Origin of the sequence: Parabacteroides caecihominis (assembly GCF_023656785.1) — a bacterium.
Lineage (GTDB): Bacteria > Bacteroidota > Bacteroidia > Bacteroidales > Tannerellaceae > Parabacteroides > Parabacteroides segnis.
Window position 1 is genome coordinate 170,658 of the sequence record NZ_JAMOKS010000011.1, and the last position, 16,627, is coordinate 187,284.

The window sequence follows — 16,627 nt, forward strand, 5'->3', positions numbered from 1 at the left end:
ATGATACGGAAGATATTAATTGCAAACCGTGGCGAGATCGCCGTACGTGTGATGCGTTCCTGCCGGGAGATGGGAATACAGTCTGTGGCTGTTTTTTCGGAAGCCGACCGGGCGGCACGGCATGTACTTTATGCTGATGAGGCCTGCCTGATAGGGCCTGCCGCATCAAAAGATAGTTATCTGGATATAGAAAAGATTATCCAAGCGGCGAAAATTCATAAAGCCGATGCCATTCATCCCGGTTATGGTTTCCTTTCGGAAAATGCGGCTTTTGCCCGCAGATGTAAAGAGGAAAATATTATTTTTATTGGCCCGGCTGCTGAGACGATGGAGGCGATGGGCGATAAGATATCAGCCCGTAAGCGGATGATCGAGGCCGGTGTACCGGTTGTTCCGGGAACGCAACAACCGTTGCAGGATGCTGCCGAAGCCGTTCGGATATGTAAGGAAATCGGTTTCCCCGTTATGCTGAAAGCCTCTATGGGAGGCGGAGGAAAAGGGATGCGACTGATCTATAAAGAAGAAGATGTGGTGGAGGCTTATCATTCTGCCCGCTCGGAATCGTTATCGTCTTTTGGTGACGACACAGTTTATCTGGAGAAATTCGTGGAGGAACCTCATCATATCGAATTTCAGGTATTGGGTGACAATCACGGGAATGTAATCCATCTTTGTGAACGTGAATGTTCCGTTCAACGCCGTAATCAGAAAATCGTGGAGGAAAGTCCATCTCCGTTCATCACTCCCGAGTTAAGAAAAAATATGGGTGAAAAGGCTGTTGCTGCGGCAAAAGCTGTCAACTATTCAGGTGCTGGTACCATTGAGTTTTTGGTGGACAAACATCGGAATTTTTATTTTCTGGAAATGAATACGCGTCTCCAAGTGGAGCATCCGATTACCGAGGAAGTTTTAGGCGTCGATCTGGTAAAAGAACAGATCCGGGTGGCTAACAACGAAACGCTCCATATCCGCCAGGAGGAGATCGTCCAGCGCGGACATGCCATTGAATGCCGTATCTGTGCAGAAGATACAGAAGCCGGTTTTATGCCTTCTCCCGGTGTCATTAAACAATTGACAGAGCCGAACGGCATCGGTGTCCGTGTAGACAGTTATGTGTATGAAGGATATGAAATACCGGTTTATTACGACCCGATGATCGGAAAACTGATCGTTTGGGCGACAACGCGCCAATATGCGATCGAACGCATGCGGCGGGTATTGCATGAGTATAAGATTACCGGGTTGAAAACGAATATCGGTTACTTACGTCGGATTATGGATACATCCGACTTTGTGCAGGGAAAGTATGATACTTCTTTTATTGAAAAAAATGCCGGACAATTGCAACATCCCGTAGAAGAGGGTGGAACAGAGACTGAAAATATAGCTATGATCGCTGCCTATATAGATTATCTGGTCAATCTGGAGGAAAACAGATCCGGTCAGGCTTCCGACAATCGTCCGATCAGCCGCTGGCGTGAATTCGGATTACAAAAAGGAGTCCTGCGTATTTAATAATCGGCACATTAGCACTATTGAATAATTATTATTTATGGAAATACATATTGGAAAAAGAGTTGCGGATGTTTCGTTGGTCAGTAAAGATGGAAACAAAGTCCGGTTGACTATTGACGGTATCCCTTATGAAGTCGATGTCGTAATGGCCGAAAATGGCGCCTGTTCTATTTTGCACAACGGTGTTTCGTATAATGCAGAACTGATCCGCGGAGAAAGTGGTAAAAACTATACGGTGAATACCCATTTCCTCTCTTATGGTGTGGATATTGTTGATACGCAGGTGAAATATTTGCGTATGCGCAGGAATAGCGAAGAGCGGCAGGACAATAAGATTATTTCTCCGATGCCCGGCAAGGTGGTGAAGGTTGCTGTTCAGAAAGGCGACCGTCTCGAACCTGGCGATATTGTCGTAGTGATCGAAGCAATGAAGATGCAGAGTAATTATAAGGTAAGTTCGGCCTGCACGGTACGCGATGTGCAGGTAAAGGAAGGGGATTCGGTGACGAGCAACCAGGTCCTTCTGACTTTGGATATAATAACAGACAAAGAGGATTAAAATGGGAAAAGAACATTTATATAAAACGTTTGAAGAACTGGATAAGGCTGCTTCGTTGGGAGGCGGTATGGCACGTATAGAGAAACAGCATGAAGCCGGACGTATGACTGCCCGTGAACGTATTGACATGTTACTGGATAAGGGTACATTTGTCGAACTGGATAAGTTTGTCATTCACCGTTGTACCAATTTCGGTATGGAAAAGAACAAAATAGCGGGTGACGGGATCGTTTCGGGGTATGGCAAGATAGACGGACGCCAAGTGTTTGTCTATGCTTATGACTTTACCGCTTACGGAGGAACATTGAGCGGAACGAATGCCGCGAAGATCGTCAAGGTGCAACAACTGGCATTGAAAAACGGAGCGCCGGTAATTGCCCTGAATGATTCGGGTGGTGCCCGTATTCAGGAAGGGGTCAGCAGTCTGGCCGGATATGCTTCCATTTTCTATCAGAATACGATGGCCTCGGGAGTGGTTCCGCAGATTTCTGCGATCCTCGGACCTTGTGCCGGAGGAGCCTGCTATTCGCCTGCGTTGACCGATTTTATTTTTATGGTGAAAGAAAAAAGCCATATGTTTATCACCGGTCCGGACGTGGTCAAGGCGGTTACCCATGAAGAAGTAGGAAAAGAAGAATTGGGCGGTGCTTATACACATAGTACCAAGAGCGGTGTTACTCATTTTATGTGTGATACGGAAGAAGAAACATTAATGAGTATCCGCGAATTACTCGGTTTTCTTCCGGCCAATAATATGGAAGATGCCCCACTTGTTCCTTGTACGGATGATATCCGCCGTGAAGAAGAATCGTTGCAGGAGGTGATTCCGGATGATCCGAATATTCCTTATGATATAAAGGATATTATTGAACCGGTGGTGGATAATCACTATTTCTTTGAGGTAATGCCGCATTTTGCAAAAAACATCGTAGTCGGTTTTGCCCGTTTAGGCGGACGTACGGTCGGTATCGTTGCCAACCAGCCGGCATTCCTGGCAGGTGTGCTGGATATCGATGCTTCGGATAAGGCGGCTCGTTTCATCCGTTTTTGCGATTGTTTCAATATTCCGCTGGTTACTTTTGAAGATGTACCCGGTTTTCTTCCGGGATGTACCCAGGAGCACGACGGTATTATCCGCCACGGCGCGAAGATCGTCTATGCTTATGCGGAAGCGACCGTACCTAAAATCACGTTGATTACCCGGAAAGCCTATGGCGGTGCTTATATCGTTATGTCGAGCAAACCGACCGGTGCCGATGTTAATCTGGCTTACCCAATGGCGGAGATTGCCGTTATGGGAGCAGAAGGGGCTGTTAATATCTTATATAGAAAAGCAACCGGAGAAGAGAAAGAGCGGGCTATGAAAGAGTATGCGGAAAACTTCTCTAATCCCTACCGGGCCGCTGAGCAAGGATTTATCGACGAGATTATCATGCCGCGGCAGACTCGTTTCAAGCTGATACAGGCGTTGGAGATGGCAAAGAACAAAAGCCAGAGCAATCCGCCGAAAAAACATGGCAATATGCCATTGTAACGATTTGATTTTGTTGTTAGAATTATGAATGGTAAATCCCTGTCGACCGTGAGGCTGGCAGGGATTTCTGCTTATGTCATAGTTTTATAAATAAACAGGAACGTAAAAGTTTAAAAAACTTGTATTTATCATATTGATTTTGTCTTTTATTTTGTAGCTTTGCCTCCGAATTGGTTTCGTGTTGTCTGTTCGGATGATACGGATTAAAAGGGAATCGGGTGTAAATCCCGGACAGTCCCGCTGCTGTGAAGCTCTAATAACATCCTGAAAACAACTTATGCCACTGACATGTGTCGGGAAGGCTTCAGGATGGGAGTCAGTCAGAAGACCTGCCGTTCGTTAAAGGCTGTTTTTCCTCGTGGGTTAGGGAAATGGTTCGAAAAGAATATTAATTCTAAATTGTATGAAAATCATGGAGAAGCTTTGTTCGCGTTGTGGCGTGGAGTTTTGCTGTGCCTCAAAAGTGATTGACTATGGAATGGATTCATGAATTATTATGGGGAGAAGGTATCGGACATTCCATCCTTTTACTGTCTCTGGTTATTGCCATAGGGATCCAACTTGGGAAAATCAAAGTATTTGGGATTTCTCTGGGGATAACCCTGGTATTGTTTGTCGGCATTCTACTGGGACATTTTGGGTTTACAATCAATCCGTCTGTCATTCATTTCTTTAAAGAGTTTGGATTGATCCTATTTGTTTATTCAGTCGGCATGCAGGTCGGACCCGGTTTTTTCTCTTCTTTTAAGAAAGGGGGGATGACTTTGAATGGTCTGGCTTGCGGAATTGTCTTTCTCGGGGTTATGATGGCCTTGGTGATACATTTTGTGACAGGAATCCCTATTCCGACGATGGTCGGTATTTTATCGGGTGCAGTGACAAATACACCGGGACTGGGGGCTGCTCAACAGGCATTTAGTGATATGACGGGGGCTTCCGATGATACGATTGCATTGGGATATGCCGTTGCTTATCCGCTGGGAGTCGTCGGTATCATCCTTTCCATGTTGTTTGTCCGGTATATTTTTCATATAAGTTTTGACCAGGAGACGAAAAAGCTGGAAGAAGAGAATAATGTGCATAATAGTGAGGCTACACCTATATCGCTGATAGTGAAGAATCCGGCTCTTTTTGGCAGGAAGATAATGGAGCTTGCCGCCCTGTTGGAGCATAGGGAATTTGTCATATCCCGTATTTGGCGTAACAAGACCAATAAAGTGGACATTGTTACCGGCAGTACGATTTTGGAAGAAGATGATAAAATATTCGTGATCACGACAGAACATGATGCGGAAACTATAAAAACCTTTATCGGTCAAGAGATAGAGATGGACCGTAAACAATGGATTCCCGCCGAAAGTGCTTTTGTCAGCCGCCGCATTTTGGTGACAAAGCCGGAACTGACGGGCACTAAACTGGGGGATTTGCAGTTACGCCGTTTGCATGGTATCAATGTCACACGTGTGAATCGTGCCGGAGTGGAACTGGTAGCAACACAAGGTTTGCAATTGCAGGTTGGCGACCGTGTAACCGTAGTTGGTAGTGAACTGGCTGTCGATAAGGTGAGTATGATATTGGGTAATTCGATGAAACGTCTGAATGAACCGAACCTGATTCCAATATTTATCGGTATCGCTTTAGGTATTATTCTGGGAAGTATTCCAATTAGTTTCCCAGGGATTCCTCAACCTATCAAGCTGGGTTTGGCAGGTGGTCCGTTGGTTGTCGCTATCCTGATCAGCCGTTTCGGATACCGTTATAAACTGGTTACTTATACTACCCAGAGTGCCAATCTGATGCTCCGGGAGATTGGTATAACCATGTTCCTGGCCTGTGTCGGGCTGAGTGCCGGGGATGGTTTTGTGGATACTATCGTGAATAAAGGCGGATTTGTCTGGATTGGTTACGGTTTTATTATAACAATGCTGCCTTTATTAGTCATCGGATTGATTGGCAGGCATTTTTTTAAACTGAATTACTATACGTTGATGGGATTGCTGGCCGGCAGTACGACGGATCCTCCCGCTTTGGCTTATGCGAATGCAACGGCGGGAAATGATGCTCCGGCAGTAGGTTATGCTACAGTTTATCCGTTGACAATGTTTTTACGTGTACTAACTGCCCAATTAATGATATTATTCTTCTATTAAGTATTAGATTTGGTTGTTAGAAATTGTTCAATAATAATTTTAAAGCCAGGAGCCCCGCCGAAGTGATTCGCCGGGGCTTCGATTTTTTATTGATTACTGATGATGTAAAAGATTATTGCCCGCTTCCTCCCATAATATCCAGCAATTCATTGGTGATGGCCTGCTGGCGGTTTTTGTTGTATTGCAACGTCAGTTCCTGGATCAGGTCGTTGGCGTTGTCGTTGGCTGTCTGCATGGCAAGCATGCGGGCGGCATGCTCGGAAGTGACAGTGTCGAGCAAGGTCGTGTAGATGTTCAGATGGAGCACTTTGGGGAGCAGTAAGGCAAGCAACTGTTCGGCAGACGGCTCCAGAATATAGTTGCTCGAAGCACTTTCCGAGTCTGCTTCCGGTAAGGAAACCGGGAGGAAAACCTTTTCGGTCAGTACCTGTTCCGCCATATTCTTGAAATGATGGTAGAGTAGTTCCACCCGGTCGACCTGGGCGGAGATATACAACTCCATCAAGGCAGTTGCCAGTCGCGAGGCATCCTCGTAGGCCGGTTTGTCGCCGATCGTAAGGAAGCTGTCATCGGTTTGATAACCAGCTTTATGCAGTTCGTCCGCCACCTTTTTACCAATCGGATAAATGCGCACGGTTATACCGTCCGCCTCATACTGGTGGAGACGGGCTGTTAACTCTTTCCATATGTTCGCATTGAAAGCGCCACACAACCCGCTGTTGGAGGAAAAAGCGACGATAGCCACCTGTTTCACCTCACGAACAGCTGCGTAGGGCGAACTCATATCGCTTTCAGCCGACAGTGTGCCCCTTAATATGGCGCTCAGCTTACTCTCGTATTCGAGCATATGTTCGACAATCGTCTGCGTATGATGCAGTTTGGCAGAAGACACCATCCTCATGGCGGAGGTGATCTTCTGCGTGTTTCTGATCGACGCAAGACGGATTTTTATCTCTTTCAGTGATGCCATAGTCTAATTTCTGTTATCAACCTGCTTTATATGCCCCGCTGACCTGGTGGGCTGTTTCTTCCAGGATACGGCTGACTTCATCATTTATCACACCCGATTTTAATATATCGAGTACGTCTTTCTGATGATTGGTGATCAGAGTCTGTAAGAACGCATTTTCAAAATCGTGTACCTTATCCAGCGGAACCTCTTTCAGTAAACCTTTGGTGCCGCAATACAGGATAGCGATCTGCTGTTCTACAGGCATCGGGTTATACTGGGGTTGTATCAATAGTTGTGTATTTTTCTGTCCTTTGTCGATGGTGAAGGCGGTTACCGCATCCATATCGCCGCCGAATTTCGTGAACGATTCCAGTTCGCGGAACTGTGCCTGGTCGATTTTCAGCGTACCGGCCACCTTCTTCATCGCTTTCAACTGTGCGTTACCACCCACCCGGGATACGGAAATACCCACGTTGATAGCTGGACGGTTTCCCTGGTTGAACAGGTCTGTTTCCAGAAATATCTGTCCGTCGGTGATGGAAATTACGTTGGTCGGGATATAAGCCGACACGTCACCCGCCTGCGTCTCGATAATCGGCAGGGCAGTGAGCGAACCGCCACCTTTTACCTTATCTTTCATGCTGTCGGGCAGGTCGTTCATCTGGCTGGCTACTTCCTGTTGGTTGATGATTTTCGCTGCACGTTCCAACAGGCGTGAATGCAGGTAGAAAATATCACCCGGATACGCCTCGCGGCCCGAAGGACGGCGAAGGATCAGGGATACCTCGCGATAAGCGACTGCCTGTTTCGACAAGTCATCATAGACAACTAACGCATGACGTCCGCTGTCGCGGAAATATTCACCGATGGCAGCTCCGGCAAAAGGAGCGAAATATTGCATGGCAGCCGGGTCGGAAGCAGTGGCACTGACTACGATCGTGTAATCCATCGCCCCTTTTTCCTGTAAGGTGTTTACCAGAGAAGCGACTGTAGAACCTTTCTGTCCGATCGCCACATAGATACAGTAAACCGGATTGCCGGCTTCATAATTACTGCGTTGATTGATGATCGTGTCGATGGCGATCGAGGTTTTACCAGTCTGACGGTCACCGATAATCAATTCACGTTGCCCGCGTCCGATAGGGATCATGGCATCCACCGCTTTGATACCTGTCTGTAACGGTTCGTTTACCGGTTGGCGGAAAATGACACCCGGAGCTTTTCGTTCCAGCGGCATCTGGCATTTCTTTCCGACAATCTCGCCTTTGCCGTCGATCGGGTTGCCCAGCGGGTCGATTACACGACCGATCATGTTCTCGCTTACGTTGATGGAAGCGATGCGACGTGTACGTTTCACCGTGTCGCCCTCTTTTACCTGGTCGGTCGGCCCGAGCAATACGGCACCTACGTTATCTTCTTCCAGGTTCATCACAATGGCTTCCATTCCGTTGTCGAATTGCAACAATTCGTTGGCTTCGGCATTGTCCAGCCCGTAGATACGTGCTACACCGTCACTGACCTGAAGCACAGTGCCCACCTCTTCCAGATGGATCGTGGTGTTGATACCTTCCAGTTGTTCGCGTAAAATGGCGGAAACTTCACTTACTTTTATCTGGTCTGTCATACGTTTTTCTTTTTTAATTTTTTTCGATTAGCTGATTTCTGATTTCCCGCAGTTGCTGGGCGTAGCTGGCATCTATCCGGGTATTACCGATACGGAGCACGAAGCCACCGATCAGTTCCGGCTTGATCACTCCCATGAATTCGATGGTGTTGCCGGTCTCTTCCTTCAGCCGTTTCTTTAAATGTTCCTGTGTCGCTTCATCTACCGGAGCCGGTGTCTTGAACAACACACGGGTGATCTTCTTGTCTTTCCGGTACATATGGATATAAATATATGCCATTAGCGGTAACAAGCTCTCTCTCTTGTGCTGAAGTACCAGGCGGATAAAACGGGTGAACAACTCGCATACTTCCAGGCCGGCGGCGGTAGTCAGCAACTTTACTTTCTCCTCCAGGGGAAAGATAGGGTTGTCGAGCACCGCTTTCAGTCCCGGCTCTTGCTCGAAACTGATGGTCAGCATCTTCATGTCATCATATACCCGGTCCTCCTGCCGCTTGTCTTTTGCCAACGAAAAGAGTGCTTTGACATACCGGGAAGAGATTGTACCTACGTCCATATCTTATGATTTACTAAACGAAACATTGTCGAGCAGCCCGTTGATGATCTTTTCCTGTTCATCGGTGCGGCTGATTTTCTCTTTCATCACTTTCTCTGCAATGGCGACTGACAGGTCGGCGATTTCGGTGCGGACTTCGCGGATGGCTTTGTCCTTTTCTTCACCTATCCGGCGTGTCGCTTCCTCCAGTTGCAGATGTGCCTCAGCGGATGCCTTTTGCCGGGCTGCGCTGATAATCTGTTCTTTTTCGGCCAGGGCTTGTTTCAGAATCTCATTCTGCTGCTCTCTTGCCTGGGCAAGAATCTTTTCGCTTTCGGCCTGGATGCCGGCAAGTTGTTCGTTTGCCTGGCGGGCCGATTCGAGGGAATGATCGATGTATTCTTTCCGTTGTTCCACGGCTTTGATGATTACCGGGAAACCATATTTGGAAAGAATAACAAAGACGATTCCGAAAGAAAGGATCATCCAGAATAAAAGCCCTGCGTCTGGTGTGAGCAATGACATAGTTTACTTTTATTTATTGGAACAATCCTAAGAAACATACTACGATCGCAAACAGGGCAACACCTTCTACCAATGCACCCATGATAAGCATGGACGTACGGATGTCACCGGCTGCCGACGGTTGGCGGCTGATACCTTCGACGGCACCTTTACCGATCAATCCGATACCTATACCTGCACCGATAGCAGCTAATCCTGCTCCTACTGTTGCTCCAAGTTTAGCGATGCCTGCACCGGCTGCTGCTTGTAATAAAATTGCTGATAACATAACTCTCAATCTTTAAAATTAGTAATCTTATTATTAATAAATATGTTTGTTCATTCCCGTACTTTGGCCAATCCGATATAGTTGGCCGACAACAGGGTGAATATATAGGCCTGAAGGCATGCCACCAACAGTTCGAGGCAGTTCATAAACACGGTGAACAATACGGATACGATTGTCATCGTACCGTTTATGGCTGTTCCCATCGAGGCGGTGATGAATATCAGGCAAGTCAACGCCAGAATGATTGTATGTCCGGCCATGATATTGGCAAACAGACGGATCATCAGGGCGAACGGCTTGGTGAGTATGCCGAAAAATTCCACGAAGGGCATGATCGGCAACGGTAACTTCAGGAAGATAGGGGCGTTGGGCCAGAATATCTCCTTCCAGTATTCCTTGGTAGCAAACAGGTTCACTGCCAGGAACGTACATAAAGCGAGCACGGCGGTAATTGTGATATTACCGGTGATATTGGCTCCTCCCGGGAAAATCGGAATAATACCGATCAGGTTGTTTATCAGGATGAAGAAAAAGACCGTCAGCAGATAAGAAGAGAAAGGCTTATATTCTTTGCCGATTCCTTCCTTCACTACGCCGTCATGTATGAACATGACCGCCATCTCCATCAATCCGGTAAATCCTCCGGGGGCTTCATACGGATGCTTTTTATACCAGCGGGCGGTACGCAGCACGATGAAAAGCAGTAAACCGCAACTGAGAAGCAGGCCACATACGTTTTTCGTAAGCGACAAGTCCCAGGGTTTTACTTCTTCGCCTCTGCTGTTTTTCTCTACCACCTTTCCGGCATGTTTCCCCTCATTGGCGATGTAATAGTTATGATGCACATTACCATGATGCAGGTGTGAGGAGAGGAACAAGTCCCATCCGCGTTCTTCGCTTTTCAGCAAGACGGGCAGTGGTATGGAAATCTCTTTCCCGTTCCACTCCGTGATGTGCCAGGTATAGGCATCCTTGATGTGTGAGAATACGATATCCTGCACATCTACCTCACCTTGTTTCGCATCTGTGGAGGCGCTTACCGGAAAGCTGATGCAAACCAGTAACAAGAAAGTAAACCAAAACAGGCCGTTATTTTTTATTCTGTTCATCTTTTTCTTTTTTCTCACTAATCATTCTCTTTTTCTCAAACAGATACAATGTATATGTTTCCAGTACAAGATAAATGAAATAGAACAACATCATCGTGAAGCCGAAGGCTTTCAGGTTCTGTCCGACCAAAGCGGCATAAAGCCACAGGAAAACCAGTGCGAGCGTGAATTTGCAAAGGCGGACTACCATATAAGTAACAACCGTGACGTCTCCGTGTTTCCGTTTGACATGATCCAGAAAATAGATCATTAACATACTGCTTAACCAGTAAAACATCGGTATCGATGGATACCACTCATAATAATGCGAAGGCCAGATGGTGTATAACAAGCCTCCCAGGGAGACGCCGATAACTACATTAATAAAGGTAGTCAAGCCCATTAGCTTCATTCTTAATCTACCGCTCATGATCGTATTTTTTTATTCGATGCATACGGACAGGATATCGCCTTTTATCTCGACGAATCCGCTCTGTATTTTTATTTCTTGTTCTTTCTTTTCATTTGTCTGGTACCGGATAACGCCTTCTTCCAGGGCAGCGATCATCGGAGCGTGATGGGGCAGGACGTCGAACGAACCTGCCGTACCCGGAAAGGATACATAATTTGTCTCTCCTTTGAATAAAACGCCACTAGGGGATATGATTTCCAGTTCCATACGTTTTTAATTTGCTTGTTCTGCCAGTTTCTTTCCTTTTTCAATCACATCTTCAATCGTTCCTACATTCAGGAAGGCCTGTTCAGGGATATCGTCGGTTTCACCGTCCATGATCATATTGAATCCGCGGATGGTGTCTTCGATAGAGACCATTACGCCCGGTACGCCGGTGAATTGTTCCGCCACGGCGAAAGGCTGCGACAGGAAACGTTGTACACGGCGGGCGCGGTTAACTGTCTGGCGGTCCTCGTCCGAAAGTTCCTCCATACCCAGGATGGAGATAATATCCTGCAACTCCTTGTTACGCTGGAGTATCTGTTTCACACGCTGTGCCGTTTCGTAATGTTCCTTGCCTACGACCAGCGGGTCGAGGATACGGGATGTCGATTCCAGCGGGTCGACTGCCGGATAGATACCCAGTTCGGTAATCTTACGGCTCAGCACGGTGGTAGCATCCAGGTGCGTAAAGGTCGTTGCCGGTGCCGGGTCGGTCAAGTCGTCTGCCGGTACGTAAACAGCCTGTACGGAGGTAATGGAACCTTTTTTCGTAGAGGTGATACGTTCCTGCATGGCTCCCATTTCGGTAGCCAGTGTCGGCTGATAACCTACTGCCGACGGCATACGTCCCAACAGGGCGGATACTTCGGAACCGGCCTGCGTGAAGCGGAAGATATTATCTATAAAGAACAGTATATCGCGAGTCTCGCCTTCTGGAGCCAGGTCGCGGAACGATTCGGCGATGGTCAGTCCCGAGAGGGCGACTGACGAACGTGCTCCCGGCGGTTCGTTCATCTGTCCGAACACCAGTGTCGCCTGCGATTTAGCCAGTTCTTCGTGATCTATCTTCGACAGGTCCCAGTGACCGGCTTCCATACTTTCCTTAAATTCTTTACCGTAACGGATTACATTCGACTGTATCATTTCGCGCAGCAGGTCGTTACCTTCACGGGTACGTTCACCCACGCCGGCGAAAACAGAAAAACCGTTATTCTTTTTGGCAATGTTATTGATCAGTTCCATGATAAGAACCGTCTTTCCGACTCCGGCGCCACCGAACAACCCGATTTTACCTCCTTTGGAATAGGGTTCCAGCAGGTCGATCACCTTGATACCGGTGTAGAGCACCTCTTTGCTGGTTGTCAGATCTTCAAACTTCGGCGGTTCACGATGGATAGGGAGAGCTCCTTTTTTATCCAGCATTTTCATCCCGTCGATCGGATCGCCTGTCACGTTCATCAAACGCCCCTTTACCTGATCGCCAACCGGCATGGTAATGGGCGAACCGCATGATACGGCTTCCATTCCTCGTTGCAGTCCGTCTGTCGTATCCATAGCGACTGTACGGACTGTGTTTTCCCCAATGTGCTGCTGAACTTCCACGATCAGTATTTTCCCATTAGGACGGGTTATCTCCATGGCGTCATGAATGCGGGGTAGCACTATTTTCTCTTCTTTTTCATTATCGAAGTGAATATCCACGACTGGACCGATAACCTGCGAAACATAACCTTTTGTTTCTCCCATACAATTCTTTTTAAACCTCGTCAATATATTTTTTCAACCGTGCAATATTACGAAAACAACCTGTCGGAAACCCGAACATATTACTTTTTTGGCTTTTTTGCATTTAGTTAAACTTTAAACTAATTTTGTAGTCATTCCGAAATGAACCAATTGTTTTGCGATATGGAACAATTTGAGGAAAAATTACGCTGTTTTTTGAAGAATAAGGGTTGGCATTTTGTGTGCGGAATGGTTTGGGGGATGGTGGTATGATCTGTTAAATTATATTACCAGAAGTAGTATTTTAAATTATCAGGTATAGTAATTGATATTATTTGTACTTTTGCCACCGGATTATGGTGTAACGGTCTGGCTTCCGCCGGCCGTTAGTAATAGGGAATCCGGTGCAAATCCGGAACTGTACCCGTAGCTGTAAGTTCTGTAACCCCGGCAAATCTTGTTGCCACTGAGGATTTTAGGATCCTTGGGAAGGCGGCCGATCATGGGAGAACAAGTCAGAAAACCTGCCATTATTCTATTATATAATGCCTCGGGTAAGGTGTTGATGGAACTTGATATATGCGTACATTATTTATTATAGTATTTATATGCCTGGCAGGCATATTTCTGTGCGTGCCTGTCCTGCACGCACAGCAGATCGATACGACTGTTTATCACCAGCTGAAAGGTGTTGAGGTCGTGGAAAAGGCGCGTCCTTCCACAACCCGCGAGGCTACACCTTTACAAGTGATGGACCGTTCGGGTATCGAACGGCTTGGGATACAGGATTTATCGGAGGCTGTCAAACGTTTCTCCGGCGCTACCGTGAAAGATTACGGTGGGATAGGAGGGCTGAAGACGGTTTCAGTCCGTAGCCTGGGAGCACAACATACCGGGGTCAGTTACGATGGCGTAGCCGTAAGTGATTGTCAAAGTGGACAAGTAGACATAAGTCGCTTCTCTTTAGAAAATTTGGACCAAATAGAGTTGTCGATTATCCAGAATGATGATATTTTTCGTACTGCCAGAATGTTTGCATCTTCCAGTTCTTTGGTTATGAAGACACGTAAGCCGGAATTTGAAGGGAAAGATATATTTCACATTGCTGCCAAGATTAAAACCGGCTCATTCGGGTTGTTTAATCCTTATTTGAGATATGAACAGAAGTTAGGGAAACGTTGGAGTGCAGTTATTGATGGGGATTGGCAACGTGCAGACGGGCAATATGAGTTTACATTAGTGAATGGAAACATAGTGACCCGCGAGAAAAGGAAAAACACAGATGTTAATATAGGGCGCGTAGAGTTAAACCTGTACGGAGGTTTGGGAAGATACGGAGATTTATCTCTTAAAGCATATTATTTCGATTCGGAACGTGGTTTACCGGGATCTGTCAATCTTTATAACGATTATACTGGCGAGCGCTTATGGGACCGTAACTTCTTTGCACAAGGACATTATGAAAACAAATTAAATGATCGTTTTTCTCTGCAAAGTAGCCTTCGGTATAACTGGTATTATAACCGGTATGAAGATGTGAATAATAAGTATGAAGGAAGAATACAGGTAAGTTCTTATTATCAGCGAGAAACGTATTTAACAGGATCTCTTTTATATGTTCCCATACAAAATATCTCTTTCTCTTTGGCTCAGGATATTTATTGGAATGACCTGAATAATAATTTCAAGGACTGCCAGTTTCCTTCGCGGCTTTCTTCGTTAACTGCCTTATCTGCAAAATACGAAGATCGCCGTTTAACTAGTATATTGTCTTTGTTGGCTACTTATATTGATGAACGCGTTGAGTTAGGGGAGAAACCGGCAAATAGAAAACATCTGTCACCGACAGCAAGTCTTTCGTGGAGGGTATTGCCTGATGCGAATTTGCGGGTACGCTTTTCCTATAAAGATGCTTTTCGGTTACCAACATTTAATGATCTTTATTATTCTCGGATAGGTAATACCAATCTGAAGCCGGAAAAAGCTCGTCAATATAATTTAGGTGTTACCTGGCGTGACCGTTTCTGGCTTTTCAATTCTTTTAGTATAACGACTGATGCCTATTATAATCGAGTAAAAGATAAGATTGTTGCTATTCCTACAATGTTTATTTGGAAGATGATGAATCTGGGAGAAGTGGACATTAAAGGTTTGGATGTGAATGTGCATGCAGGGATTACTTTAAAAGATACTTATGAGTTGTTGTTAGACGGCTCGTATTCTTTCCAGAAAGCGATTGATATAACGAATGAAAAAGACAAGAGCTACAAAGATCAGATACCCTATACCCCAAGGCATTCCGGCTCGTATTCGGCGAGTTTCCTAAACCCATGGGTAAATATCAGTTATTCGTTAACGGCTTCGGGTGTTAGGTATATGAATCGTCAGAATATCAAAGAAAATGAGATTGAGTCTTATGTAGAACAGAATGTTTCACTGAATCGTAATTTTCGTTTGAAACGTTGTATTTTGCGTTTACAGGCTGATATTCTGAATATTGCAGATAAACAATATGATATTGTGAGATATTATCCAATGCCGGGTCGATCGTTCAGATGTGCAGTTTCCATTACATATTAATTATATATAATTTAAAATGAAAAAGTTTTATTGGTTTGCTTCAATGCTGACAATAGTATTGGGCGTTACGTTTACAAGTTGTGATGATGATGATTCAATACCGGAACCGGAAATTCCAGCCGTTCCGACTGAAACATCTAAGGTGTATATCCTGAATGGTGGCATGGATGGTCAGAATAATGCAACCCTGTCTATGCTCGACATGGAAAGTGGAGAAATGACTGCTGATATCTTTGCAGATGTAAATGGGCGTGCTTTGGGTAATATGGGACAGAGTATGCTCTTATACGGCTCTAAATTGTATATTTCTGTTTATCGCTCAAGTACACTGGAGGTTCTTGATGCAGCAACATCTAAGGTAATAACAACCTTAAAACCTGTTGATAGCGAAGGTGCCCCCCGTGCTCCTCGTATGATGGCTTCACATGAAGGTAAGGTATACATGACTACTTTTGATGGTTTTGTAGCAAAGATTGACACTGCTTCATTGGCGATTGAAGGATATACAGCTGTTGGTCCAAACCCTGATGGTATTGCTATCGCAAATGGAAAAATTTACACAGCTGATACTGATGGGATGAACTGGCCGTCAACTTCGGATAAATTGTCTGTGGTGGATATTGCATCCTTCAAAAAGATTGGTGATGTTACCGTCGGCTTGAATCCGAATCATGTATTCTCTGATTCGGAAGGAGATATTTATGCTGTTTGTTATGGCGATTACAAGGTCGGTGCTGATATGCTGTATCGTGTTGATACGAAAGATGATAAAGCTGAGGCTGTTGACGGAGTGAATGTAACAAAAATGTATGTGAAGAACGATACGGCTTATTGCTATGTGGCTAACTACTACAACCCGGATGGTAAAGCTGCTTTTACTTTTGATTTGAAGACCGACAAAGTAATTAATCCGACTTTCATTAAAGACTTTTCTGTATTTACTTCAGATCCTTCTGCCATTGGCGTTGATCCGGTGAGCGGAGATGTTTATTATGGAATATCAAGTTATTTCCAGAATGATGATATCTTTATTTTTGACAAAGAAGGTACATTGAAAAAGACAGTAGAAGTCGGTATGTCGCCTTCTACATTTGCATTTGTTACGAATCAATAAT

15 protein-coding genes and 2 riboswitches are annotated in these 16,627 nt (G+C 45.6%); of the genes, 6 read left to right on the forward strand and 9 right to left on the reverse strand.

The window, feature by feature from the left end; translation table 11 throughout:
- The 4 genes from accC to NBH14_RS11425 all read left to right on the forward strand — a co-directional run bounded on the left by accC (position 1) and on the right by NBH14_RS11425 (position 5,758).
- The gene (accC, locus tag NBH14_RS11410) at positions 1–1,515 is read left to right on the forward strand and encodes an acetyl-CoA carboxylase biotin carboxylase subunit (RefSeq protein ID WP_128133872.1); all 1,515 of its coding nucleotides are present in this window, start codon (positions 1–3) and stop codon (positions 1,513–1,515) included.
- A 37-nt stretch (positions 1,516–1,552) separates the two neighbouring features.
- A complete protein-coding gene (locus NBH14_RS11415; RefSeq protein WP_128133873.1) occupies positions 1,553–2,074 on the forward strand; it encodes an acyl-CoA carboxylase biotin carboxyl carrier protein subunit in 522 nt (173 codons plus the stop codon).
- Between the two features lies 1 nt (position 2,075).
- A complete protein-coding gene (locus NBH14_RS11420) occupies positions 2,076–3,608 on the forward strand; it encodes an acyl-CoA carboxylase subunit beta (protein ID WP_186958398.1) in 1,533 nt (510 codons plus the stop codon).
- Positions 3,609–3,762: 154 nt separating this feature from the next.
- Positions 3,763–3,959, forward strand: a riboswitch (cobalamin riboswitch).
- Positions 3,960–4,081: 122 nt separating this feature from the next.
- A complete protein-coding gene (locus NBH14_RS11425; RefSeq protein ID WP_128133874.1) occupies positions 4,082–5,758 on the forward strand; it encodes a putative transporter in 1,677 nt (558 codons plus the stop codon).
- A 112-nt stretch (positions 5,759–5,870) separates the two neighbouring features.
- Here the strand turns inward: NBH14_RS11425 and NBH14_RS11430 are convergent, their stop codons facing one another.
- From NBH14_RS11430 to atpD, 9 genes are read right to left on the reverse strand one after another with little or no spacing between them, the layout of a single operon-like run.
- Entirely contained in the window at positions 5,871–6,728 is an 858-nt protein-coding gene (locus NBH14_RS11430; protein ID WP_128133875.1) for a F0F1 ATP synthase subunit gamma, read from the reverse strand.
- A 16-nt stretch (positions 6,729–6,744) separates the two neighbouring features.
- A complete protein-coding gene (gene atpA / locus NBH14_RS11435; protein WP_128133876.1) occupies positions 6,745–8,334 on the reverse strand; it encodes a F0F1 ATP synthase subunit alpha in 1,590 nt (529 codons plus the stop codon).
- Between the two features lie 13 nt (positions 8,335–8,347).
- Positions 8,348–8,890 carry a F0F1 ATP synthase subunit delta gene (locus NBH14_RS11440; RefSeq protein WP_128133877.1) on the reverse strand — a complete coding sequence of 181 codons (543 nt, stop codon included), beginning with the start codon at positions 8,888–8,890 and terminating at the stop codon, positions 8,348–8,350.
- 3 nt (positions 8,891–8,893) lie between these two features.
- A complete protein-coding gene (gene atpF / locus NBH14_RS11445) occupies positions 8,894–9,394 on the reverse strand; it encodes a F0F1 ATP synthase subunit B (protein ID WP_007655658.1) in 501 nt (166 codons plus the stop codon).
- Between the two features lie 13 nt (positions 9,395–9,407).
- Complete coding sequence (gene atpE, locus NBH14_RS11450; protein ID WP_007655657.1) at positions 9,408–9,662, reverse strand: ATP synthase F0 subunit C; 255 nt, start codon at positions 9,660–9,662, stop codon at positions 9,408–9,410.
- Positions 9,663–9,712: 50 nt separating this feature from the next.
- Entirely contained in the window at positions 9,713–10,771 is a 1,059-nt protein-coding gene (gene atpB, locus NBH14_RS11455) for a F0F1 ATP synthase subunit A (RefSeq protein WP_128133878.1), read from the reverse strand.
- Positions 10,752–11,180, reverse strand: coding sequence for a hypothetical protein (locus NBH14_RS11460; RefSeq protein ID WP_128133879.1), 429 nt, complete (start codon positions 11,178–11,180; stop codon positions 10,752–10,754). Before NBH14_RS11460 ends, atpB begins: the two co-directional genes overlap by 20 nt.
- Before the next feature lie 12 nt (positions 11,181–11,192).
- Positions 11,193–11,429 (reverse strand): F0F1 ATP synthase subunit delta/epsilon, encoded by a 237-nt coding sequence (locus NBH14_RS11465; protein WP_122328009.1) that lies wholly within the window; start codon positions 11,427–11,429, stop codon positions 11,193–11,195.
- A gap of 6 nt (positions 11,430–11,435) precedes the next feature.
- Positions 11,436–12,953: a F0F1 ATP synthase subunit beta gene (gene atpD, locus NBH14_RS11470; protein ID WP_007655645.1), complete on the reverse strand. Its 1,518-nt coding sequence runs from the start codon at positions 12,951–12,953 to the stop codon at positions 11,436–11,438.
- A 319-nt stretch (positions 12,954–13,272) separates the two neighbouring features.
- A riboswitch (cobalamin riboswitch) is annotated at positions 13,273–13,478 on the forward strand.
- A gap of 33 nt (positions 13,479–13,511) precedes the next feature.
- Between atpD and NBH14_RS11475 the strand changes: the two genes are divergently transcribed.
- Entirely contained in the window at positions 13,512–15,512 is a 2,001-nt protein-coding gene (locus NBH14_RS11475) for a TonB-dependent receptor (RefSeq protein ID WP_186958397.1), read from the forward strand.
- 16 nt (positions 15,513–15,528) lie between these two features.
- Positions 15,529–16,626 (forward strand): YncE family protein, encoded by a 1,098-nt coding sequence (locus NBH14_RS11480; protein WP_128133880.1) that lies wholly within the window; start codon positions 15,529–15,531, stop codon positions 16,624–16,626.
- The last annotated feature ends 1 nt before the right edge of the window (position 16,627 follow it).